The organism is Cohnella sp. SGD-V74 (assembly GCF_003001675.1).
GTDB lineage: Bacteria > Bacillota > Bacilli > Paenibacillales > Paenibacillaceae > Cohnella.
The window spans coordinates 144,791-167,620 of the sequence record NZ_PVYW01000003.1 but is presented as its reverse complement, the minus strand read 5'-3'; the positions used below and the strand labels follow the sequence as shown (position 1 = coordinate 167,620).

General features: G+C 60.1%; 23 protein-coding genes. 17 read left to right on the top strand and 6 right to left on the bottom strand.

Annotated features, from left to right (window positions below):
• Positions 1-348: 348 nt before the first annotated feature.
• From B0G52_RS05685 to B0G52_RS05630, 12 genes are all read left to right on the top strand, one after another.
• The gene (locus B0G52_RS05685) at positions 349-2,628 is read left to right on the top strand and encodes a DEAD/DEAH box helicase (RefSeq protein ID WP_094042566.1); all 2,280 of its coding nucleotides are present in this window, start codon (positions 349-351) and stop codon (positions 2,626-2,628) included.
• Entirely contained in the window at positions 2,625-3,908 is a 1,284-nt protein-coding gene (locus B0G52_RS05680) for a ribonuclease H-like domain-containing protein (protein ID WP_094042565.1), read from the top strand. The genes B0G52_RS05685 and B0G52_RS05680 overlap by 4 nt, the downstream gene beginning before the upstream one ends.
• A gap of 7 nt (positions 3,909-3,915) precedes the next feature.
• Positions 3,916-4,746, top strand: coding sequence for an HAD-IIA family hydrolase (locus B0G52_RS05675; RefSeq protein ID WP_233162402.1), 831 nt, complete (start codon positions 3,916-3,918; stop codon positions 4,744-4,746).
• A 47-nt stretch (positions 4,747-4,793) separates the two neighbouring features.
• Positions 4,794-5,612: a bifunctional DNA-formamidopyrimidine glycosylase/DNA-(apurinic or apyrimidinic site) lyase gene (gene mutM / locus B0G52_RS05670; RefSeq protein WP_094042564.1), complete on the top strand. Its 819-nt coding sequence runs from the start codon at positions 4,794-4,796 to the stop codon at positions 5,610-5,612.
• The gene (locus tag B0G52_RS05665) at positions 5,613-6,455 is read left to right on the top strand and encodes a deoxyribonuclease IV (RefSeq protein ID WP_094042563.1); all 843 of its coding nucleotides are present in this window, start codon (positions 5,613-5,615) and stop codon (positions 6,453-6,455) included.
• Positions 6,452-6,796 (top strand): cyclic-phosphate processing receiver domain-containing protein, encoded by a 345-nt coding sequence (locus B0G52_RS05660; RefSeq protein WP_094042562.1) that lies wholly within the window; start codon positions 6,452-6,454, stop codon positions 6,794-6,796. Before B0G52_RS05665 ends, B0G52_RS05660 begins: the two co-directional genes overlap by 4 nt.
• Positions 6,789-7,109, top strand: a complete 321-nt coding sequence (locus tag B0G52_RS05655; protein WP_094042561.1) for a thioredoxin family protein — start codon at positions 6,789-6,791, stop codon at positions 7,107-7,109. The genes B0G52_RS05660 and B0G52_RS05655 overlap by 8 nt, the downstream gene beginning before the upstream one ends.
• On the top strand, positions 7,106-7,885 hold the full coding sequence (locus B0G52_RS05650; protein ID WP_094042560.1) for an ABC transporter ATP-binding protein: 780 nt from the start codon (positions 7,106-7,108) through the stop codon (positions 7,883-7,885). The genes B0G52_RS05655 and B0G52_RS05650 overlap by 4 nt, the downstream gene beginning before the upstream one ends.
• The gene (locus tag B0G52_RS05645; RefSeq protein WP_094042559.1) at positions 7,882-8,904 is read left to right on the top strand and encodes a 23S rRNA (cytidine(2498)-2'-O)-methyltransferase RlmM; all 1,023 of its coding nucleotides are present in this window, start codon (positions 7,882-7,884) and stop codon (positions 8,902-8,904) included. Before B0G52_RS05650 ends, B0G52_RS05645 begins: the two co-directional genes overlap by 4 nt.
• A gap of 128 nt (positions 8,905-9,032) precedes the next feature.
• Positions 9,033-10,643 carry a serine/threonine-protein kinase gene (locus B0G52_RS05640; RefSeq protein ID WP_158223598.1) on the top strand — a complete coding sequence of 537 codons (1,611 nt, stop codon included), beginning with the start codon at positions 9,033-9,035 and terminating at the stop codon, positions 10,641-10,643.
• 120 nt (positions 10,644-10,763) lie between these two features.
• A complete protein-coding gene (locus B0G52_RS05635) occupies positions 10,764-11,462 on the top strand; it encodes a response regulator transcription factor (RefSeq protein ID WP_094042557.1) in 699 nt (232 codons plus the stop codon).
• Positions 11,459-12,811, top strand: a complete 1,353-nt coding sequence (locus tag B0G52_RS05630; RefSeq protein WP_094042556.1) for a sensor histidine kinase — start codon at positions 11,459-11,461, stop codon at positions 12,809-12,811. The genes B0G52_RS05635 and B0G52_RS05630 overlap by 4 nt, the downstream gene beginning before the upstream one ends.
• A 148-nt stretch (positions 12,812-12,959) precedes the next feature.
• Here the strand turns inward: B0G52_RS05630 and B0G52_RS05625 are convergent, their stop codons facing one another.
• Positions 12,960-13,445, bottom strand: coding sequence for a C40 family peptidase (locus tag B0G52_RS05625; RefSeq protein ID WP_094042555.1), 486 nt, complete (start codon positions 13,443-13,445; stop codon positions 12,960-12,962).
• A gap of 587 nt (positions 13,446-14,032) precedes the next feature.
• Here B0G52_RS05625 and B0G52_RS05620 point away from each other — a divergent pair.
• Positions 14,033-14,686, top strand: a complete 654-nt coding sequence (locus tag B0G52_RS05620; protein ID WP_094042861.1) for a GNAT family N-acetyltransferase — start codon at positions 14,033-14,035, stop codon at positions 14,684-14,686.
• Position 14,687: 1 nt separating this feature from the next.
• Positions 14,688-15,359 carry a GNAT family acetyltransferase gene (locus B0G52_RS05615; protein ID WP_094042554.1) on the top strand — a complete coding sequence of 224 codons (672 nt, stop codon included), beginning with the start codon at positions 14,688-14,690 and terminating at the stop codon, positions 15,357-15,359.
• Here the strand turns inward: B0G52_RS05615 and B0G52_RS05610 are convergent.
• The 3 genes from B0G52_RS05610 to B0G52_RS05600 are packed head-to-tail and all read right to left on the bottom strand — an operon-like array spanning position 15,354 to position 19,047.
• Positions 15,354-16,511 (bottom strand): Ger(x)C family spore germination protein, encoded by a 1,158-nt coding sequence (locus B0G52_RS05610; protein WP_094042553.1) that lies wholly within the window; start codon positions 16,509-16,511, stop codon positions 15,354-15,356. The two genes, B0G52_RS05615 and B0G52_RS05610, sit on opposite strands and share 6 nt — an antisense overlap.
• A gap of 35 nt (positions 16,512-16,546) precedes the next feature.
• A complete protein-coding gene (locus tag B0G52_RS05605) occupies positions 16,547-17,974 on the bottom strand; it encodes a spore germination protein (protein WP_094042552.1) in 1,428 nt (475 codons plus the stop codon).
• The gene (locus B0G52_RS05600; RefSeq protein ID WP_094042551.1) at positions 17,971-19,047 is read right to left on the bottom strand and encodes a GerAB/ArcD/ProY family transporter; all 1,077 of its coding nucleotides are present in this window, start codon (positions 19,045-19,047) and stop codon (positions 17,971-17,973) included. Before B0G52_RS05600 ends, B0G52_RS05605 begins: the two co-directional genes overlap by 4 nt.
• 85 nt (positions 19,048-19,132) lie before the next feature.
• Between B0G52_RS05600 and B0G52_RS05595 the strand changes: the two genes are divergently transcribed.
• A complete protein-coding gene (locus B0G52_RS05595) occupies positions 19,133-19,906 on the top strand; it encodes an MBL fold metallo-hydrolase (RefSeq protein WP_094042550.1) in 774 nt (257 codons plus the stop codon).
• A gap of 143 nt (positions 19,907-20,049) precedes the next feature.
• Here B0G52_RS05595 and B0G52_RS05590 read toward each other — a convergent pair whose 3' ends face one another.
• Positions 20,050-20,703 (bottom strand): thiamine diphosphokinase, encoded by a 654-nt coding sequence (locus tag B0G52_RS05590; protein WP_094042549.1) that lies wholly within the window; start codon positions 20,701-20,703, stop codon positions 20,050-20,052.
• Between the two features lie 153 nt (positions 20,704-20,856).
• On the opposite strand from B0G52_RS05590, the gene B0G52_RS05585 reads away from it, so the two are divergent.
• Positions 20,857-21,489 carry a trimeric intracellular cation channel family protein gene (locus tag B0G52_RS05585; RefSeq protein ID WP_369827018.1) on the top strand — a complete coding sequence of 211 codons (633 nt, stop codon included), beginning with the start codon at positions 20,857-20,859 and terminating at the stop codon, positions 21,487-21,489.
• Complete coding sequence (locus B0G52_RS05580) at positions 21,486-21,962, top strand: low molecular weight protein-tyrosine-phosphatase (RefSeq protein ID WP_094042548.1); 477 nt, start codon at positions 21,486-21,488, stop codon at positions 21,960-21,962. Before B0G52_RS05585 ends, B0G52_RS05580 begins: the two co-directional genes overlap by 4 nt.
• A gap of 1 nt (position 21,963) precedes the next feature.
• On the opposite strand, the gene B0G52_RS05575 is transcribed toward B0G52_RS05580, so the two are convergent.
• Positions 21,964-22,716: an alpha/beta hydrolase gene (locus B0G52_RS05575; RefSeq protein ID WP_094042547.1), complete on the bottom strand. Its 753-nt coding sequence runs from the start codon at positions 22,714-22,716 to the stop codon at positions 21,964-21,966.
• Positions 22,717-22,830 lie beyond the last annotated feature (114 nt).

Genomic DNA, 22,830 nt, shown 5'->3' with positions numbered 1-22,830 from the left:
GCAACAACATCCGGAACCCAACGAGCCTCCCGGAGGCTGAACGGAAAGGCATCAACCTGCAAGCTCCCGGACGCCGAACGGAAAAGCAACAACCCGCAAGCTCCCCGACGAGCCGCTCCAGAGGCCGTGCGGGGAGCTTGCGTCTTGCGGCGGCGAGGAAATAATACTTTCCCGGGAAAGCGCAGGAGCCGACACGAAATGTCGCAACAGCCCCGATCGTTACGAATCGAGGGGTCTCGTCAGACGGATGGGCGGCCGATTTGTCGAACGTTGGCCGGAACCGGGCATTGCCGCACGAACATGTATTCTGTACAATGGGATTATACCTGTATATTTAGGAGAATTGCCATGAATCCGTATACGCAAAAGGCGGAGTCCGTGGACGAGTGGCTGGAGCTGCTCAGAAGCAAGCGGGAGCTGATGGACAACGTCACGTTCTGGCATACCGAGCCGGCGAAACCGGCCCGCACGGCCGAGCTGCCCGTCACCGTTCACCCGAAGCTGGCCGGGGCGCTGGGGAGCAAAGGCATCACGCAGCTCTATACGCACCAGGCCGCATCGTTCCGGGAGGTGTCCGCCGGACGCCACGTCGTGACCGTTACGCCGACTGCGTCGGGGAAGACGCTCTGCTACAACCTGCCCGTCGTGCAGCGTCTGCTGGAGGACGACAGCGCCAGGGCGCTGTATCTGTTTCCGACGAAGGCGCTCGCCCAGGACCAGGTGGCGGAGCTTCAGGAGCTCGCCAACCTGATGGAAGCGGACATCAAGACGCATACATACGACGGAGATACGCCGCCGACGGTGCGGCAGGCGATCCGCAACGCCGGACACATCGTCGTCACGAATCCGGATATGCTGCATTCGGCGATCTTGCCGCATCATACGAAATGGGTTAAGCTATTCGAAAATATCAAATACATCGTCATCGACGAGCTGCACGCGTATCGCGGCGTGTTCGGCAGCCATGTGGCCAACGTGATTCGCAGGCTGAAGCGGATCTGCCGGTTCTACGGCAGCGATCCGCAGTTTCTGTGCGCTTCGGCGACGATCCGCAACCCGCGCGAGCACGCCGAGCGCCTGATCGGCGAGACGGTGTCGCTCGTGGACGACAACGGAGCGCCTACGGGCGAGAAGCATATGGTGTTCTACAATCCGCCCGTCGTCAACAAGCAGCTCGGCATCCGCAGAAGCAGCGTGCTGGAATCGCAGAAGCTCGCCGCTTTGCTGCTGAAGAGCGGCATCCAGACGATCGTGTTCGCGCGCAGCCGCGTGCGCGTCGAAATTTTGCTCACCTACCTTCAGGAGACGGTGAAGCACGAGCTCGGCTCGAAGACGATCCGCGGCTATCGCGGCGGTTACTTGCCCAAGCTGCGGCGGGAGATCGAGCGAGGGCTGCGCAGCGGCGAGATTCGCGGCGTCGTCAGCACGAACGCGCTGGAGCTCGGCATCGACATCGGCCAGTTGCAGGCGTGCGTGCTGAACGGCTACCCCGGCACGATCGCCAGCACGTGGCAGCAGTCTGGACGCGCGGGCAGACGGCAAACGAGCTCGGTGACGTTTCTCGTCGCCAGCAGCAATCCGCTCGATCAATACTTGATCCAGAATCCCGATTATTTTCTCGGACGTCCGCCGGAGGAAGCCCGCATTCATCCCGATAATTTGCTTATTTTGCTGGACCATCTGAAATGCGCCGCCTACGAGCTTCCGTTCGAGGAAGGAGATACGTTCGGCGGCGAGAAGCTGACGGATCTGCTGGAATTTCTGGCCGAGGAGAAGGTGCTGCACAAGGTCGGCACCCGCTGGTATTGGATGGAGCAGGCGTTCCCGGCCCACAACATCTCGCTTCGTTCGGCGGCGCAGGAGAACTTCGTCATCATCGATCAGACGGAGGGGCACCGCGTCATCGGCGAGGTCGATCGTTTCAGCGCGCCGACGCTGATCCACGAAGAAGCGATCTACCTCCACGAAGGCGTGCAGTATCAGGTCGAGAAGCTGGACTATCCGGAGAAAAAAGCTTATGTGCGCGAAGTGAACGTGGACTATTTTACGGATGCGAGCATGGCGGTGGAGCTGAAGGTGCTGCACGTCGACCTTGAGGCGACGACCGGGGCCCTGCATCGGCAATTCGGGGAAGTGACGGTAATGGCCAAGCCGACGATTTTCAAGAAAATTCGGCTGCGCACGCACGAGAACATCGGCTCCGGTCCCATCCATCTGCCGGAGGAAATTTTGCATACGAGCGGGTACTGGTTCTCGTTCTCGGAAGAGGAGTCGGCCAAGCGCAGCGCCAACGACATGCAGATGGCGCTGCTCGGGCTGGCGAATGTGCTGATTCACTTGGCGCCGCTCCATCTGATGTGCGACCCGCTCGACATCCGCGTCGTGCCGCAGGTGAAGGCGACGCATACGAAGCAGCCGACGATCTACTTCTACGACCGTTACCCGGGCGGCATCGGGCTTAGCCAGAGGCTGTACGAGAAGCACGGAGAGCTGCTGGAGGAAGCGGAGCGGCTCATTCGCGGCTGCGGATGCTTAAGCGGCTGTCCGGCCTGCGTCGGACCGATCGAGGAAGTCGGCTTGCTGGGCAAGGAGCTGGCGATGTCGCTGCTGCAGGGGATGAAAGCATGAGCGGGCTGCGGGACAGGCTGAACCGTCTGCGCGGCACGCCCGAACCGGCCGCTCCGCGGAGCGAGCCTCCTGCTCCGACCCAGACGGAGCGACCCGCGCTGCCTGCGGGCTTCGGCGCGATCGGCGTCGGGCTCGAGGAGAACGAAGCCGGCCCGTTCCTGCTTCGCCGCATCGCGTATCCGCTGCCTTACCATCATGGTAAGCATGAGCTAGGCGAGCTGCTCGCGCGGGCGGGAAGCCTGCTCCCGATCGCCGAGCGCCAGAACGGGAGCAGCGGGCCGATCGACCCGTACCGGCTGTTGTTTCTCGACACCGAGACGACCGGACTCGGCGTCGGCGCAGGCAACGTGCCGTTTATGGTCGGCTTCGGCTACTATGCTGCCAGCGCCTTTATCGTCGAGCAGGCGCTCATCCGCCATCCGGGCGAGGAGCGGGCGATGCTGACCTACCTGCTGGATCGAATGAAGGACAAGACGCACATCGTTTCCTACAACGGCCGCACGTTCGACTGGCCGGTGCTCGCCAACCGCTTCATTCTGAACGGCTGGCGCAAGAGCGGGCAGTCGCCGGGCCATCTGGATTTCCTGCATCCTTCCCGGGCGCTGTGGCGGAAGACGCTGCCTTCGTGCCGACTGGGCACCGTGGAGGAAGCGAGGCTGGGCGTCCGCAGAGAAGACGATGTGCCGGGCTCGCTCGCGCCGACGCTCTATTTTCAATTTTTGAGCGACGGCCATCCGGAGCATCTGCACGGCGTGTACGCGCACAACGAGAAAGATATATTGACGCTGGCGTCGCTTGCCGTCCATTTCGGCCGTCTGCTGGACGGGGAAGGCGACGAGGAGGCGATTCTGGAGAGCGAGGAGCTGTTCCGTACCGCGGCATGGCTGGAGCAGCACGGCTTGACGGAAGTGGCCGAACGGTTGTTCGAGCGGCTGGCCGAGCGGGAAGAAGCCGGCGAAGCGGGCTGGAGCCTGCCGCTGGCTGCCAGATACAAGAAGGCGGGCCGCTTCGAACGGGCGCTTCCGCTGTGGCGGAAATTCGCCGAGACGGCGGAGGGCGCCGCCGCTCCCGCGGTCGAGGCGCATATCGAGCTGGCGATGCATTACGAGCATCGCGACAAGCAGTTGTTAACGGCATTAACTTATGCCGAGAGAGCGCTGGAGCTTGCCGTCAGGCGCGGCATTCTGGCGCGGGACAAGGTCAAGCGCGATGCGGAGAGGGCGGCATTGCAGCATAGAATAGCGAGACTGAGGGACAAGGTGTCGCGCGAAAGGAAGTAGGACGGCTTTGATACGGATACTGAACCCGATAGACGACTACCCGGCTCCCGAAGCGCTGCTGTTCGATCTCGACGGCACGCTGTACCGGGGGAACGAACCGGTGCCGGGAGCGGGGAAGCTGATCTCCGGATTGCAAAGCCGGGGCATGCTAAGTTTGTTCGTGACGAACAATTCGACGCGTACGCCCGGCGAAGTGGCGGAACACTTAAGAGAGATGGGCATCGAGGCGCCGGAAGAGAGAATCGCGACTTCGGCGATGGCCGCCGCCGATTACGCCCGGGCGAACTACCCGGGAGCGGCCGTATATGCGATCGGCGAGAAAGGACTGAGGGAGGCGCTTCTGAGCGCCGGCCTGCGACTGGCCGATCGCGGCGAACCGGCGGACATCGTCGTGCAGGGACTGGACAGGCAGCTTACCTACGACCGGCTTGCCGAGGCCGTCAACCATCTGCTCGGCGGAGCCGCGTTCGTGCAGACGAATCCGGACCGGCTGCTGCCGATAGACGGCGGCTTTCTGCCCGGCGCGGGCAGCATCGGAGCGCCGCTTCAGGCGGCGACCGGCGTAGAGCCGGTCGTCATCGGCAAGCCTTCCCGCATATTGATGGATTATTCGCTGCGAATATCCGGCACGAAGCCCCAGAATACGTGGGTCATCGGCGACAACCCGTACACCGACCTGGCCGCCGCGCGAGGCGCGGGCTGTCCGTCGATTCTCGTGCTGACGGGACTGTGCGACGCGGACAACTGGGGGGCCCATTGCGCCAAAGCCGGCGTGCATCCCGACGTCGTCTGCGCGGGACCGGAGCAGCTGGAGCACTTTCTGTACGCAAGAATTTAAGATAACCTAAGCGCATAGCGTCAACCCAAGGAAAGGGAGTCAACAACATGCCGGAATACCCGGAAATGGAGCATTACCGCACACAGCTGTCTTCGCTTGTCAGCGGCCGGAAAATCGCGAAGGCCACAGTAAACCGCGCGGCGTCGATCAACGAACCCGAGGATGAATTCGCGGCAGAGCTTGCCGGACGCACGATTCTGTTCGTGGAACGCAGAGGCAAGCATCTGCTGTTCCACCTGGACGACGGCAATCGCCTGCTGCTCCACCTGATGCTGGGAGGCTGGATGGCATACGGGGAGCAAGGTCCGAAGCCGGACAGCCACTTCCAGGTCATCCTGACGTTCGAAGGGGGCCATTCGCTCTACTTCGGGGGGCTGCGTCTCGGGTACCTGCACCGGATATCCGCCAAGACCGCAATCGAGCGCATGAAGGAGCTCGGTCCCGAGCCGTTCGACCCGCGGCTGACGCCGGAAGCGTTCCGCAAGCTGCTGTCTTCCAAGCGGAGCAAGCTGAAGACCGCGCTGACGGACCAGCATTTCATCGCGGGCATCGGCAACTGCTACAGCGACGAAATATGCTTCGAAGCGAAGCTGCATCCTGCGTCGGCCGCGAACAAGCTGACTGAAGAAGAAGCGGAGCGGCTGTACCGCGCCATGCACAAGGTGCTGACCGAGGCGAAGGAGGCGGGCGGTTATATGGATCATCCGCTGACGCCGGGCGATCAGCTGACCGGCGGCTACAACGAGAGGTGCCTTGTGTACGATCGTCCGGATGAGCCGTGCGACGTCTGCGGAACGCCGATTCGCCAAGAGACGCTGAGCGGGCGCAAAATGTTTTACTGCCCGAATTGCCAGCGGGAAGCTTGAATGAGCAGGGTCGGCAGCCATGTCAGCACGCGGCGCGGTTATCGCGCGGCAGCGGAACACGCGGCGGCGATCGGGGGCAACTGCTTTCAGTATTTTCCGAAAAACCCGAGAACGCTGCAGCCGAAAGCGTTCGAGCGCGGCGATGCCGAGAGGTGCGCCGCCTGGTGCCGGGAGCGCGGCATCGTATCGATCGGGCACGGCCCGTATCCCGTCAACCCCGCGTCCGAAGGGGAGACGGCGAAGCGAATGGCGCTCTGCACGCTCAACGATCTGCAGATCGCGGAGGCTTGCGGCTCGATCGGCGTCGTCGTCCATTTCGGAACCTACAAGGGCGCTGACCCGCTGCAGGGCTACCGCAACATGTTGCAGTGGATCAACAGCGTCACGGCGCTCTGGCAGGGTCGGGCGCTGATTCTGCTGGAGAATCAAGCCGGCGACCACGGCCCGATGGGCACGACGCCGGAGGAACTGGCGCAAATCCGCTCGCTCGCCGAGCATCCCGACAAAATCGGCTTCTGCCTCGACACCTGCCATCTGTTCGCCAGCGGCGAGTGGAAGCCGGGGCAATGGGAGTTTTTCGCGGAACGCGCCAGAGGCTTGGGGCTGTGGGAGCACGTACGCGCGGTGCACTTGAACGATTCGCTGTACCCATCCGGCTCGCGCAAGGATCGGCATGCGGCGATCGGGGAAGGCAGGATCGGCCGGGAGCAGTTCGAGGAACTGCTGCGCACGCCCGAGCTGCGCGCCGTTCCGCTTATTATGGAAACGCCTGCGGACCCGGACGGCACGCATCGGGAGCAAGTGAAGCGGGTCAGGCGATGGTTGGGGGAGGAAGAAGGATGATCAACGTTTATTTGGACGACGTTCGACCTTGTCCGCGCGGCTTCGTCGCGGCGCGTTCGGCGCAGGAGTGCTTGCTGCTGCTGACGGAATGCGAAGTCGATATTTTGTCGCTCGATTACGAGCTCGGCTTCGGCCAGCCGAACGGGCTGACGGTCGTGCACGGCCTGATCGCGGCGGGCAAATACCCGAAGCGCATTTACGTTCATTCCTCCAGCATGCTGGGGCGGGCGAACATGGTAAGAGACCTCCGCGCGGCGAATCCGGAAGGCGTCGACGTTCACGACGGCCCGATGCCTCCGTCCGTGCTGCGGGAAGCCGCGGAGGCGCGGCCGGATGCGTGAGTGGGAGCCGGGGAACTGGAAGCGGGAGTGGACGTTCTCGCCGACCCCGCTGGCCCTGTTCGTCCATACGCCGCTGTGCGGCACCTGCCAGGCGGCGGGGCGCATGCTCGCGGTGGCGACGGAGCTCGTCCCCGAGACGCCTGTCGCGCGGGCGAACCTGAACCTGATGCCCGAGATGGCGCAGCTGCTGAAAATAGAAAGTGTGCCGTGCCTGATCGTCAAGCGCAACAACGGCGCATGGAGCAAACATTACCGTTTCCCCTCCGTCGTGGAGCTGGTGGAACTGCTGAGGAAAGCGAGAGAGAACTTATGATTCATCTGCAAGGCTTGACATTCCGGCGTGAAGGGCGCGATATTTTGCGCGGCGTCGATCTGAAAGTAAACCCGGGGGAGCATTGGGCGATACTGGGACGCAACGGCTGCGGCAAATCGACGATTCTGGAAATGGTGACCGCCTATCAGTTTCCGACTTCCGGCACCGTCGACGTGCTCGGCAACCGATACGGAACGGTGGATGTGCGGGAAGTGCGCAGGCAGATCGGCTATATCAGTCCGGCGCTGATCGAGAAAATGGAGCTCGGAGACCCGCTGTGGGAGATCGTCGCCAGCGGGGCGTTCGCTTTCCTGCGCTTCTACGAGGAAGTGCCCGAAGAAGTGAAGGAGAGAGCTTACGAGGAACTGAAGCGAGTCGGCCTCGGCGCGTACGCGGAGCAGCCGTTCGGCACCTTGTCGCAGGGCGAGCGCAAGAAGGCGCTGCTGGCCCGCACGATGATGGCTTCTCCTCGTCTGCTCATTCTGGACGAACCGTGCGCAGGGCTGGATTTGTATGAGCGGGAGAAGTTTCTGCAGTCGTTGACCGAACTGGCCGAGAACGACATTTCCCTGCTCTACGTCACGCATCATATCGAGGAGATCATTCCGGTCATTACGCACGTCGCGCTCATGGCGGAAGGCCGGTTCGTTTCCTCCGGCTTGAAGAGGGACGTGCTGACGCCGGACAAGCTTAAGGAAGCCTACGATCTTCCGATCGACATTCGTTGGACGCACGATCGGCCCTGGATCGAAGTCCGGAAGGAGAGCGGCGAATGACCGACTTCGTCTGCACGTCCAACCCGGGCTTCGCCCCGTACGCCATGGATGAGCTTAGGCGGCGGTTTCCCGGCCTCAAAGTATCGGGACTCGCGCCGGGCGAGACGTTCCTGATCGCAATCGGCGAGCAGGAACGGGAGGCGACGCTCAAGGAGTTGCGCCGCAAGGAGCCGGTGTTCCTTCGCCACCTGTTTCCGGTCGAGGCCGAGAGCGAAGCGACGGGCGACCCGGAGGCGACGGCCGAGCGCATGAGAGCGTTCGCCGCCACTCTGGAAGAGAGGCTGAAAGGCGCGAAGGTTGCAATCCAAGTCCGCAAGGAACAAAACAGTCCGTTCCCATTCTCGTCGGCGGAAGGCCGGGACGCGATCGTGCCGATCGTCTCCGGGCTCGGAGCGGAAGTCGTCGCCCGCGAGGCGGACTGGATCGTCTCGATCTACGCGTCGAAGAAGAAGCTCTACATGGGCTGCTCCAAGCCGCGCGACAATCTGTCCGACTGGCCGGGCGGCGCGGTTCGTTTCCGCAAGGACGACAGTCTGATCTCGCGCGCGGCGTTTAAGCTGCTGGAGGCGGAGAGGACGTTTAATCTGCCGCTCGACCGGTTCTCCAACGCGCTCGATCTCGGCGCCGCCCCGGGCGGATGGACGTCGGTGCTGCTGGAGCGCGGGCTGAAGGTGACGGCGGTCGATCCGGCCGAGATGGACCCGTCTCTCGTCGTTCACCCGAACTTGCGCCATATCCGGCGCAATGCGGCCGACGTCTCGTTCGCGCCGGGAACGTTCGATCTGTTCGTCTGCGACATGAGCTGGGATCCCCATCATACGAGCCGGATCGTCTCGGAGCTGGCCCCGTCGATTACCGCCGGAGGCTCGGGAATCATTACGCTGAAGCTGATGTACCGCAAGCCGCTGCAGACGATCGACGATTTGACGGAGGAGTACGGCCGCTTTTTCGACATTCGTCAAGTGAAGCAGTTGTTCCATAACCGCGAAGAAGTTACAATATGGGTGAAAAGAAAATAAGTCCGCCGTCGGGAAAGCATCCCGCATTCGGCCGGAGTTCCGAACGTTATGTTCGCGGGCTCCGGAACCGGGTGCGGGTTATTTGCGTTAACCGGTCCGCGCGGGGACGAGAAGAGGAGAGAGTTAACGTGGACAATTCGCATGCGCACGGCTTAATTCTGGCGCCGGGGCAGCTGTTCGGCGATCGTTACCGGATCGAGAGGCCGATCGGCAAAGGAGGCATGGGCCGGGTCTACTTGGCCGAAGACACGCGGCTCGGAGGAAAGGCCAGGGCGCTTAAGCTGACGCGCCCGCTGCCGGAGGAGCGCCGCTCGTTCCTGCCCGAAGCGCAGCTGCTCAGCGAGCTGGACCACCCCCATCTGCCGGACATCGTCGATTATTATCCGCCGGACGCGGACGGCGTCGCCTGCATCGTCATGGAATACGTCGCCGGGGATACGCTGGCCGAGCGCTTCGAACGATACGGGCTGCGGCTGAGCTTTCCGTTCGTGCTCGACGCGCTGATCGACCTGGCGAACGTGCTGACCTATCTGCACGCGCAGGCTCCGGCCGTCGTCTTCCGCGACCTGAAGCCCGCCAACGTGCTGCTGGGCAAGGGGGAGAAGGCGATTCTCGTCGACTTCGGCATTGCCCGCCGCTACCGCGAAAACAAGACGAGCGACACGCTGCAGCTCGGAACGCCGGGATTCGCCGCGCCGGAGCAGCTGCGGGGCGAGCAGTCCGACGAACGCACCGATCTGTACGGCTTGGGGGCCTTGGCGTATTTTCTCCTGTCGGGCGGCCGCTTCGCCATGCGTCATCGCGGAACGATGGCGCAGGCGCTGCAGGAGGACGTGCCCGCCGACTTTGCGCTGCTGCTCGGCCGCATGCTGGCGACAGATCCCGCGGACAGACCGCGCTCCGCCGATGAGCTGCTTGACGAGCTGAACCGGATCAAGCTGGATCTTGTCGGCCTGGACGGCTTTCCCGCGCCGCATCTCGCAGGGCAAGATCAGGAGCGCTCCGACACGCGAGTCGTTGCGCTCGTGTCCGCCTACCCCGGGGCGGGAGCGACTTTCGCGGCGCTCGCTCTGTCCGCGGCGCTCGGCAGCCAGGGCAAGGCGCATGCGTTGGTCGAATGTCCCGGCGGCGAGGCGGAGCTGTACGCTCTTCTCAACGGGGAGAGACGGATGCCGAGGAGCGCCGTATTCGTCCGCGCAGATGGGAGGCAAGCTGCGGCGCCCGCCTGGCGTGAAGGGGCGGCGGCCTATTATCCGCTCCATCCCGGAGAGGAGTCTGCCGTCAACCGCGAGCCGGGCAAAGAGCTGGCGAAGTGGATTCGCAGACTCGGCGTGCCGCTCGTGCTGCTGGACGTCTCCAGCCGGTGGGAGCATCCCGCGACGATGGATTTCGTGCTGCGCACAGCCGATCTCGTCCTGCTCGCGGCCGATTGCTATCCGGCCAAATGGTCGCCCCGCAGGCAAGCGGCCTGCGCGGAACTGTACGGGCAAGCCGAACGCCGGACGATTCGCAGCGCGTGGATTGCGAACCGGGATCAGCCGTTTCGCGACCGCTCCGGCTGGCTGGCGCTGTTTCCCGAAGCTCCCGCGGCGCATTTGCCCGAGCTGCCTTCCTCCGTCATGCTGGATGCGCTGTGGAGGGGCGAGGGCTTTCCGCGGGACGAGCGAACGAGGCGGACGATGGAACGGGCGCTGCGCGCCCTGACGGACTCTCTCGGCGAGACCCAGACGGCCAACTAAGCGAGACTGACGCCTCGCATTTCCGACATCTTCGCTCTTGAAGCGCCGCGAGATCGACCGATTTTTCATCGCTTTGACAGTCGTGGTACAATAGAGTGGGATAAATACGAGGTGATGACGATGAAAAATGAAAATATATTGATTATCGAAGACGAAGATTCGATTGCGAGAATACTGCAGCTGGAGCTGGAGCACGAAGGCTACGGCGTCGGAAGGGCCGCGGACGGGCGCAAGGGGCTGGAGATGGCCGTGTCCGGCGAGTGGGATCTGGTGCTGCTGGACGTCATGCTGCCCGAGCTGAACGGCATCGAAGTGCTGCGCCGGCTGCGGCAGAACGACGCGGCCGTTCCGGTCATTCTGCTGACGGCCAGGGATACGGTTCCCGACAAAGTAAGCGGCTTCGAGCACGGAGCGAACGACTATATCACGAAGCCGTTCGCGATGGAGGAGCTGCTCGCCAGAGTGCGGAACCTGCTGCGTATATTCAAGGCTTCGCGGGAAGGCGAGAGCGAGGACGTGCTCAAGATCGGCGATTTGACGATCGAGCTGCTGACGCGCAAGGTGTACCGGAAGGATCATTCGATCGACTTGACTCCGCGGGAGTTCGAGCTGTTGCTGTACTTGGCCCGCAACAAGAACGAGGAGAAGACGCGGGACGAAATATTGTCCGACGTATGGGGCTACGAGTATATCGGCGATACGAACGTCGTCGACGTCTACATCCGTTATTTGCGGCAGAAGATGGACAAGGGTTACCGCCATAAGCTGCTGCACACGGTGCGCGGAGTCGGCTATATGCTGAAGGAGCCCGATGCATGACTCTCAGATCCAGATTTACCTTATTCACGGTTTTCTGGTTAATTTTTATTTTGATTCTGTATAATATTTTCGTCTATTTCTTCGTGATTCGGGTGACGACCCGGGGGGAGCTTCAGCTTCTCACGAACAAGGCGGACCTGGTCATCGAGTCCTTGCGCAAGCGAGGGATGCAGGGGCTCGATGAACCGAAGCTGCTGAGCGATCTGTACAATTACAACGAGATGATGAGAATCGTCGTCGGCGAACAGATCGTCAATAAGGTCGGAACGGACGAAGAGCTGCTCTCGATCCCTTCGCAATACCAGGTGTACAACTATTCGGACACGATGCAGATCAACGGGCAGCGCGTCCTCTTCCTGTCGAAGCCGATTTTCGATCAGGGCCGGATGATCGGCACGTTGGAAGCCGCCCGCAGATTAACCGTGCTGGACAGCTACCTGCAGATTCTGGTCGGCGCCTTGACCGTTACGAGCATCGGCGCGGTCGTGTTCGCCATTTTCGGCACGTATTGGTTCACGTCCCGTCTGACCGGGCCGATCGGCCAGATGGTGCAGACGATGCGGGAGATCGACCGGAGCGGCAAGCTGTACCGCGTCAAGCTGAACGGGCGGGAGGAATCGGTCGAGCTGCAGCAGATGGTGAGGGCGTTCAATCAGATGATCGACCGGCTGGACCGGACGATCGAGAGCCAGAAGCATTTCGTGGCGGACGCGTCCCACGAGCTGAAGACGCCGCTTACGGTCATCTCCAGCTATGCCGACATGCTGAAGCGTTGGGGCAGAGACAATGCCGCGGTTCGGGACGAAGCGATCGAAGCGATCGCCAAGGAGACCGAACGTCTGCAGAACTTGATCCGCTCGATGCTGACGCTGGCCGAAGCGGAGCAGGACAACTGGCTGAACGTGTCGCGGTTCGACGTCGTCAGCGTCGTCCGGGAGCTGTCCGAGGTGTTGGGCAAAACGTTCCAGCGCAACATTCGCGTGCACTCCGACCACCACTTCGTCTACATGCGGGGGGACAAGGAGAAGATCCGGCAGCTGCTGCTCATTCTTATCGACAACGCGCTGAAATACAGCAAAGAGCCGATCGACGTGCGAATCCGCAACCAGAAGAGCGGCATCAAGCTGGAGGTGACCGATTACGGTCTCGGTATTCCGGAGAGCGAGATTCCGAATATGTTCCAGCGCTTCTACCGGGTGGACGAGGCTCGCCACCGTTCAACGGGGGGCAGCGGTCTCGGCCTGTCGATCGCCAAGAAAATCATCGACGTCCACGAGGGAAGCGTCGAAGTATACAGCAAGCCGAACAACGGCACGACGATCTCGATCCAGCTTCCCCGCAAAATTTAAACGAAACAAGGCAGCGCCTCGTCCGATTATGGACTGAGGCGCTGCCTTTGTTTACAGGCGGGGGTTGCAACAAATTCCCAGCTGCTCAATTGCGTTTTGGTGCAACATTGTCTCTGCGCTCCGCGTATATAGGATAAATAGCTAGAGACTAGAGAACGCGGCGGGCGGTCACGTACGTCTTCTTCCAATGGCTGGAGTTGAGGGACGAGTAGGTGACTCCCGGCTTGCCGTAAGTGTGCAGCATTTTGTTGTTCCCTACGTATACGCCGACGTGGCCGATTTTCTTGCCGGTGCGCGACGTGGTGAAGAAGACGAGATCTCCGCGCTTCAGATTGGCTTTCGCCACTTTGACTCCTTTTGTGGCTTGGGCGCTGGATACGCGCGGCAGCTTAACGCCGTATTTGCCGTAAATATATTGCGTGAAGCTCGAGCAGTCGAACGCGGACGTCGAGCCGGACGGCGCTCCGAACCGATATTTTACGCCGAGATATTTTTGTCCAAGGGATATGATTTTGTCCGCTTTCGTCGCGGCCGATGCCTGCGGGGCTTGTGCGATCGCGAGTCCTGTGAAGCCGATGGCTGCGCACAGGCTGATGCCGATGACTTTGCGGACGAACGTTTGTTTTAAGCTCATGCTGATACCTCCAATGTATCCGAAAGATTCATAGCTCACGAGAATGAGTATAGCAGAGCCAGGTTTCCCTAAGGTTTTCCAAGGAGAGGGAAAAAACGGGCATGAGAACGGTTTGAATCGCATTCTTAGAAAAACATGAGAAATTTCTCATGTCTTGCTCAATTTTGCCTGCATTCCCCTGAACCGTAAGCGCTAACCTGAAAATGGCTTGCCCCGAATCGCCGGATTCCTATACTATAGGAAGTGGGCAAGGGAAGGGGCTGTCCCATAAGATGGGCGTACAAGATTATCGATGAAAAAAGAAGGGCATCTATCTCCTGGAGACTGCCTCATACGGTCCTGAAATTACATTGCGACGGGTCTATCCATTCAAAATTTCAGGATCGCGCTTTTGGGGCCCCCGCAAAGTAATCGGAATAAGCTTCGAAGCTTAACGTCACTTTGTGGGGTATCTCGCATCGGAAGGAGATAGATGCCCATTACCCTGCATCCATCGATAATCGTTCGGTACGACTCTTTTGCTTAAGGGACAGCCCTGAGCACCCAAGCCCGAAACGGCAGCAGGGGGTGAGAACGTGCTGAAACAGATGAAAGTGTCCGACGAACGCCGCATGCTGCCGCTGACGATCCGCAACTATGGAAGGGGGGACTTCGCGAGTCTGGTCGCCTTGCAGGCGAGGTGTTTTCCGCCGCCTTTTCCGTCCGAGCTGTGGTGGAACGAGGAGCAGTTGACCGAGCACGTAGTCCGTTTTCCCGAAGGGGCGTTGTGCGCGGAGGCGGAAGGGAAGATCGTAGGTTCGATGACGGCTTTGCGGGTAACGGTTCCCCGCGACGGGCCGCACGACTGGGCTTCGATGACGGACGACGGCTACATACGCAATCACGAACCGGACGGAGACACGGTCTATGTCGTCGATCTCTGCGTCGATCCGCAATATCGTAAATTAGGGCTGGGCAAATGGCTGATGCAGTCGATGTACGAGACGGTCGTTCATCTGGGCTGCCGCAGGCTGCTCGGAGGAGGGCGAATGCCCGGTTACAAGGCCCATTCCGACAAGCTCGGGCCCGAAGAGTATGTTCGGAAGGTATGTGAAGGGGAGCTGAACGATCCGGTCATCACGTTCATGCTGCGTTGCGGAAGGCTGCCGATCGGAGTCGCCGCCGAATACTTGGAAGACGAACAATCACTGAATTATGCGGCGTTAATGGAATGGCGAAATCCCTTTAAGACGGAGAGATGATATGGAATATATTCGCGTTCGTTCGATCGAGGATCCAAGATTTGCGGAGATGCACCGCCTGATGAGCACCATCTTCCCTCCGGAGGAAGTGCTCGCGTTCGAGTTGTGGCAAGAAGCGCTCGAAGATCCGGACATTCACGTCTATGTCGCGGTTCATAACGACGCCGTCGTCGGAGCGACGGAATATCGCTACTACCCGGAGATGCGGGTGGCGATGACCGATTTTACGATTATCGGGGCGATGGGGCTGGGCATCGGCCGCTTCCTGTACGTGGAGCGATCCCGGGACCTCGAAAGGCTGCAGCGTCTTAGCGGCACGGAGTCGATCGGCATGTTCGCCGAAATCTACCGTCCGCATGCTGTATCTTCGCTGAAATTCGGCAACGTGCTTCCGATGCATCCGGCCGTAAGACGCGAGGTGCTGTCCCATATCGGCTATCAGAAGCTGGATCTCTCGTATGTGCATCCGTCGTGGGATCACGAAGGCAAGGCGGTCGCAGAGCTCGACCTTGGCTTCTTCCCGGTCGACGAGACGCGCGGATCGCTGCCCGCCGAATTGATCGTCCGCTTCCTCCGGCAGTACTATTCGGCGTTGCCGAACAAGCCGAAGGAATGGGAAGAGATGATCCGCGGGCTGGAAGCTCGCGACGAGGTGAGCCTGCTCCCGCTATAGGTTGGCGATCCGTCCTTTGTACTTGCCGGAATGCGTGATCATCGCCCGAACGCGAACCGCACCGAGCGAGGAGGACTGGAAGCCTTCGCCGCGCAAATAAGTTTTCCAATCCGCATGATGGTATCTGAAGACCGGGTAGCCCAGATTCAGAACGTCGGCGCGAATGTCTTTGCCCGCGTCGTAGGTGGATCTTACGGTTCTCTCGATTTCTTGCTCCAGCATGCGCTTCATTTTCGGTTCGTCGAGATTTTCCATCATCTCGTCGATGAAGGCTTTAACCTTGATGTCCAGCGTAAAGTTAAGCCGGCCGTCTCGGACGGCGTAACCGATCTTGAAATCCTTTATGCGAAGGACGAAAGTGACGACGGGCTGGTCCCCATATTCGATCGTAAGCGGTATCCGGAACATTTTATGGTCCAGATACCGCTTGCCTTTTAGCTGCTCCCAATTCAGCTCGCCTACATAGTCGGTTCCTTGGAAGAAGTAGCCGCCGTTCATTGTCAGCAGGGAGATCGGTTTGCCGCCTTCGATCCAGTCGCCGCGCTCGATCGCGAGCCTGGGGAGCATGGCGGTTTTTCCGCTTTCGAAGGTGTCTGACAGAAAGCGATACAGGTAGACCGGTTGGATATGGGAAAATTGCCTGTAAGATTCGGCAGGCTTCATCAGCAGCGAATCGTACAGAGAACGGTTGTAATAGGGAAGCGCGTTTAACAACTTTTCGATCGGTTCCTCCGTTCCGAACACCCATAGGTTGTAGCGGATTTCCCGGTAACGGTTGACTAGGTCCGTCAGATCGATGATGCCGACGTTGCGGAGCGCTCTTTTCGTGAAAACCATCGCCTTAACGTGCCCCCAATAGATCGGGATCTGCTCGGAACGATACACTTTGAAGATCGCATCGCCGATGGTTTTGCCACGACCGATGCCGATGACGTCCTGCGGTTTGGCGTCTATAGGCGCTCCTTCCCTTTTGGCGATGCCGGTGAAGTGAGAGGATTGCAGATAGACGATGAATTGCCCTTCGTCGTAGTCGATGCTCATCGACGTCAAATAGTTCATCCGGTCGATGTTGTTATAATCCCAGCAGCCGGACAGCGTTACGGCGACGAGGGCGATTGGCAGCGTCAGGAGCAGCTTCAGCAGTTTGGACAAATCGGCTCATTCCTTTAAGGTATTGAACAACCTCGTTAAGATCGCTTTCTTAAGTATCCGGGAACGAAAGCGCCCAGCTTGCGGGGATACATGAGCAAGGCTCTGCCGATATCCTTCGCTGAGATCGGAGCCAGGGGAGAGAGGAAGGAAACCCCGAACGACGTCAGGCTAGTCAAGTATACAAGCAGAAAAAGAACGGACAGCATAAAGCCGTATACGCCTAAAGCCGCGCTGATAAAGACGGACGAATAGCGCAAAATGCTGACAGTGCCGCTAAGCGTCTGGCTGATGAGCGTAGAGCCGGCCACGGTCGAGATGGCGGCGATGACGACCATCGACGGAGAGATCAGCCCGGCCCGGATGGCGGCGTCGCCGATGATGAGGCCGCCGACGACTGTCAGCGTCTGGCCGATCATCGAGGGCAGCCGGTAGCCGGCTTCTTTGAACATTTCGAGAAGCGTCAGCACGAGCACCATCTCCATCGGCGTGCTGAGCGGAATGCCGAGTCTTGTCGTCACGATGGTGGCAAGCAGCGGGAACGGAATTTGATCCTGATGATAACCCGTGAGAGCGATGTAGAAGCCGGGCAGGAATATGGCGACGAGCAGGCTGAACAGGCGCAGGATTTGCCCGAAGGACGCGGAGAGGAAGTTGAAATGCGCGTCTTCCGGCGTCTTCAGCAGCATAGAGAGCGAGATCGGGGCGACCATCGCTCCGGGAACGCCGTCGATGACGATCGCGAACCGTCCTCTGAGCACGCAGGACGTCACGAAATCCGGCCGTCCGGTATAGATCGTAAGCGGGAACAGGCTGTACGGGGTGTCGGAGATCTGCTCTTCCAACTGCGTGGAGCTGATCAGTTCCTCGACCCGTCCGCTCAGATTCTCCAGCCGTTCGCGAATGTCTGCGAGCAGATCGTCGCCGATCTTCTCCGAATCGAAGACGAGTCCGACTTTCGTTGCCGTCTTCGTGCCGATCTCGAACGTCTCGAACGAAACGGTATGCACGGGCATATAGCGTCTAAGCAGGCCGAAGTTCGTCTCGATCGACTCGACCAGTCCGTTTTTGGGACCGCGGATGGACACTTCGATATTCGATTCTTCGGTTTGCCGTTCCGGGAATTTGCACGCATGGAACGAGAAGAGCGCATCCAGATGGGAGAAGCCGATCAGAACGTTGCCACCGAACAGCAGGGCGTCCGTCTTGGAAGCGGACAGTTCGGTTACGGGCTTAAGCAGGATCGAAGCGCCCCGTTCCAAATCCTCCGGCTTGCTCAGCCCGGTCTGACGGTATTGCTCCCGGATCTCCGGCAGCAGCAGCCGATTGATCAATTGAATGTCGCAGAGCGCCGGACAGAAGATCAAAGTCGCGCGTTCCCGCTCCTGAAGCGCAACGACGTCGAACAGGACGTCCGCGCTGCGGCGGTAGCGGGCGGTAAGCTTCTCGATGCCTTCGGCAGTCATGTTCGTGCTCCTTGTCGTTTTTTATCGGGAAGAGTGAAGAGGAAGAGCAGAATGAGCCCCATCGCGATCATGACGTAGAAATCCGCTGGAAAGTAATATTTGCCCAGCAGGGAGACGAAAGTCATGTCCCCGATCGGGTAGAGAACGAGAACCAGAATCGCCAGCGACGCGACGGGGAGCGCGTATTTGCGGTGGTCGAGAAAATGCGAGATCAGCCATAAAGTAAAGCTTAAGCGGACGAACGCTCCGCTTACCCATTGGAAAATGGACAGGAAGTCGACGTGCTCGATGAAGGAGCCGATTTTCACAAGCCGCCACTGTTCAAACGCGGGATAACGCTGCATGGCGCCTTCGATGGGGCCGAACTCCGAGATGCTGCCCATCAGGGGACCTAACGTAAGCCCCGCCAACAGCACGGCGAGCAGGAGCAGATGTCGGTTTTTGATCGGGGTAGCGATGTGGTGTTGGACGAACAGCAGCATCAGAATCTCGACCAGGCCGGAGCCGGCGTACGGAATGCCGCGGGCGAGGGCGGCCTTGCCGTGCTCGAACAGCGGGAACAGCAAGCCGTAGTCTTTGTGCGGCCAGTTGGCCACCATGACGAATTCGCCGAACAGGACGATGAAAGGCAGCAGGATGCCCGCCGATAAGGCGACCGAGCGCAAACCTCTGGAAGCGGTGAACGCGCAGATCAGCAGGAAGGAAGCGGCGACGACGTATTTGGGCGTAAGCGGCAAGTAGGAGGAGGTTGTCCAGGTCGTCATGTCTTTGGTCGTAACGGCGGCGGACAGAGCCAGAACGACTACGAATATGCCGGCGATCGTCCCGGAGACGGCGGAGCCGAACCGTTCTCCGAGATATTCGAGCGCAGGCCGCCGGTTAAGCGATTTGGCCGAGCGGGCGACCAGCAGGAAAAAAGGAATCAGAATCAGGAACGTCGCGATAGTCGAGATCCAGGCGTCTCTGCCTGATGCGTCCAGCAGCATAGGGATGACGAGGACATGGTTGACGAGTCCGATCGATTGGATGAAAATAAGGCTGATCTGCAGCAGAGAGAAGGACGGGGTTCTCAAGGGGCGCCTCCTTCGCGGGAAGAATTCTTCTTGTCATTGTTTGTCTTTCCTGCCTTGAAATATACGGAAATTAGGGGATGCGAAAATGCAAGTCACGTTTCTGGGAACCGGCGATTCGATGGGAACGCCGAGGGTGTATTGCGATTGCGAGGTATGCGGGGAAGCGAGGAGCGGCGGCCTGAACCGCCGTTATCGTTCGTCGATCTTGCTGGAGACGGAGGGCGAACTTCCGCTGCTGCTCGATTGCGGTCCGGATTGGAGAGGGCAGATGGAGGCGATCAGCCGGCGCGGCATCGCGCAGGCGCTGATTACCCATGCCCACTTCGACCATATCGGCGGCTTGACGGAATGGGCGGACGCTTGCAGATGGAGAGAAGAAAGAGGCAAACTATATGCGCCCGAGGAAGTGCTTCGGGAGATCGTCGGTCGTTTCCCTTGGATCGGCGGCCAATTGTCGATGCTGGCCAACGACGGGGGCATGGACTACGGAGAGTGGCGGATTACGCCTTGGAGGGTGAACCACGGCAAGAACGGCTATGCGTACGCTTATCGCTTCGAGAGCAAGAAGGACGGGCGAGCCTGGGCGTACTGCTCGGACTCGATCCATCTGGAGCCGGAGCAGAAGGCGCCTCTTCGCGGTCTGAGCCTGCTCGTTCTGGGAACCAGCTTCGTCGAGGAAAATTATCCGGTCGAAACCCGGTCGGTGTACGATATGAGAGAAGGGGCGGAGCTCGCGGCCGAGACGAAGCCGGGGCGCGTCCTCTTCACGCATCTGTCCCACGACGTCGACGTCCGTGCGGATTACGGACTGCCGGCCAACGTGTCGCTTGCGCTTACCGGGATGACCGTATCCGTCTAGGGCGTGTATGCAAACCCGCTCAGAGGCATCTCCCCTGCTGCGTCACTTTTGCTTGACGTACCTCCGGTACGCCTTCACAAAAGTTCCTTGCATGGAACGAAAATTCGGCCATATCTGCTATCCTCGGAGGTTGCATACACGCCCTAGTCCCGGCTGCGAATGACGAGCAGCAATCCGCTCGAAATGTCGACGGTGCCGTTCTCCGCCTCCAGCACGTTGCTGATGCCGAGCGACCAGCCCAGCTTGAGCGCGGCGTCCTGCAGCGGATAGCGAAAGCCGCTCAGCGTGACTCCGGTCACTTCCAGGGACAGAGGCAGCAGCGAGACGTAGGGAAACCGCGAGTCGGCCTCGAGGAGAAGGCGATCGGCGCAAAGCCGGATTTCGTTGTGCTCATCGATGAGCGTCAGGGAGGCTCCCCGCTCGTGCGCCTGGCGAAGCAGGTGCACGTTGCCGAGGCCGTGATCGAACCGCGTGCCCAGCGCGCCGACGGCGACAATCCGCTTGAAGCCGCGGTCCAGCGCTTCGCGAAGGGCGAGCTCGGTGTCGGTCCAATCTTTGTCGAAGGCGTCGCAGGCCAGCAGTTGCTTGGCCTCGCGGGAGATCCGCCGCATCTCCTCTTCGGTGACGGAATCGAAATCCCCGAGCGCCAGATCGGGCTTGAGTCCGTGGCGGACAAGAAACTCGGCGCCGCGGTCGGCGCCGATCAGATAATCGCCCGGAGCGGGCACTTCCAGCGCCCAGCCGCCCAAGCGGCCGCCGGCGAATATAATAGCTCGTTCGGTATTGGAACGGGACATGAACAAGTTCCTCCAGCAATGATGGTTTCGACATTATTCATTCATTTTAGCATAGACCGTTGCGGAACTGCAGACCTACCCGCTACAATGGGTAACGAAGCGCCCGACGGCTCGGGCGCGCATTGAAGCGGGGTTAGCGGAGGAGAGTTAACGTTGGAACTGGACGATGTGTTTCAAATTTTCAGCTTGATTGGAACGATCGCGTTCGCGGTCAGCGGCGCGATCGTGGCGATGGAGGAAGAGTACGATATTCTGGGCGTATTCGTGCTCGGCCTCGTCACCGCGTTCGGAGGAGGGGTCATCCGGAACTTGCTGATCGGCGTTCCGGTGACGACGCTGTGGAGCCAGGGGCTGTTCCTCAAGACGGCCGGCATCTCGATTCTGATCGTGTTCTTGCTGCCGATCTCCTGGATTCATCACTGGAAGCGAAGCGAAGCTTTCTTCGACGCGATCGGGTTGTCGGCTTTCGCGATTCAAGGGGCGCTGTATGCGGTCAAGGCGAATTTGCCGATCAGCGCGGTCATGGTCGCCGGCATGCTGACGGGAATCGGAGGCGGGATGGTGCGGGACATTATGGCCGGCAGGAAGCCGCTCGTGCTTCGCGACGAGATTTATGCGGTATGGGCGCTGGCGGCGGGCTTCGTCATCGGCGTATCGAAGCTGCAGGCCCCATGGTTCCTGTTCGTCTTGTTCCTGCTCGTCGTCGCGTTCCGAATGCTGTCCGTACATTATAAATGGAAGCTGCCGCGCCGTTCGCTGCGCGCAGCGTCGGGAGGTCCGTCATGAGTTATTCCGTGCTGTTCGTATGTCTGGGCAATATTTGCCGTTCTCCTATGGCGGAGGCGGTCATGCGCCATCTGATCGACAAGGAGGGACTGAACGGGGAAGTGACGGTCGATTCGGCCGGCACCGGCGACTGGCATATCGGCCGTCCGCCTCATGAGGGGACGCGCGGCTTGCTGGACCGCTACAGCATTTCCTATCAAGGCATGAAGGCGCGTCAGCTCTCCGTGCAAGACGGCGGGGAATTCGATCTGATCGTGGCGATGGATACGAAGAACGAGCAGGACATTCGGGCGAGGCTCGGAGTGTCGCCCCGCGCCGAAATTATCCGCTTCCTGTCCCTGCTCCCGGAGAGAGGGATGGACGATGTGCCCGATCCGTACTACACGGGCAACTTCGACGAAGTGTACGAGATGGTCAACGAAGGCTGCGAGAAGCTTCTGGCGCGCATACGCGAGAAGCTCCCGCAGCGCTGAGTCAACCGAGCGAACGAGGCTCCGGTCCGAGGAATGCGGACAGAGCCTCGGGCAGCTCGCGCTGCCAGAACCCCCATTTGTGCTCCCCGTCTTTTTCCGAGTAGAGGACTCGGGCTCCTTTTTCCTTCAACAATTTCTCCGCATGGCGGTTCAACTCGACGAAATCGAACGTGCCGCGATCCGTGGCGAATTCCGTCTCCTGCAGCCCGACGATCATCCAGACGCTAAGCCGCTCCAAGGAGGGAGCGCTGCGAATCTGCTCCATATAGACATCATAGAAAGCGCCCGAGAGCGACAGAATACGGCTGAACAGTTCGGGATAGGCGAGCGCGAGCGATACAGACACGGCGCCTCCGAGGGAATCTCCGGCAAGCAGCCGCTGCTCGGGCACATCCCGTACGGGATACTGGGATTCTACCCACGGAATGAGTTCCTCCGCGAAAAAACGGGTATAAGCCATGTAGCGTTCTCCGTCCGGTACATATTCCGAGGTGCGGACTTTGACGTTCACGTCGACTCCGACGACGATGAACGGGTCCCAGTCCTCTTCCAGAATCAGTCTTTGGGCATGGGTCGCGATCCGGCCGAAGTTGAAAAATTCTTCTCCGTCCTGACAATAAACGACAGGATAGCTCATCCAGGGCTGATAGCCGGGGGGCAGATAGACCCGGATCGAACGGCTGCCTTCCGGCAGCAGTCGGCTGAGTACGTCATGCTTGTGAATCGTTCTCTTGAACAGCGGGTTGTCGCTCATCGGGAAGCCTCCTTGGCAGGTATGGGATTTGACGGGCATGGGTAAACCAATTGAGGGTATGATCAGCAAATTGTACTACCTTGTATTACAATATTTATTATCCTGTTATATAAA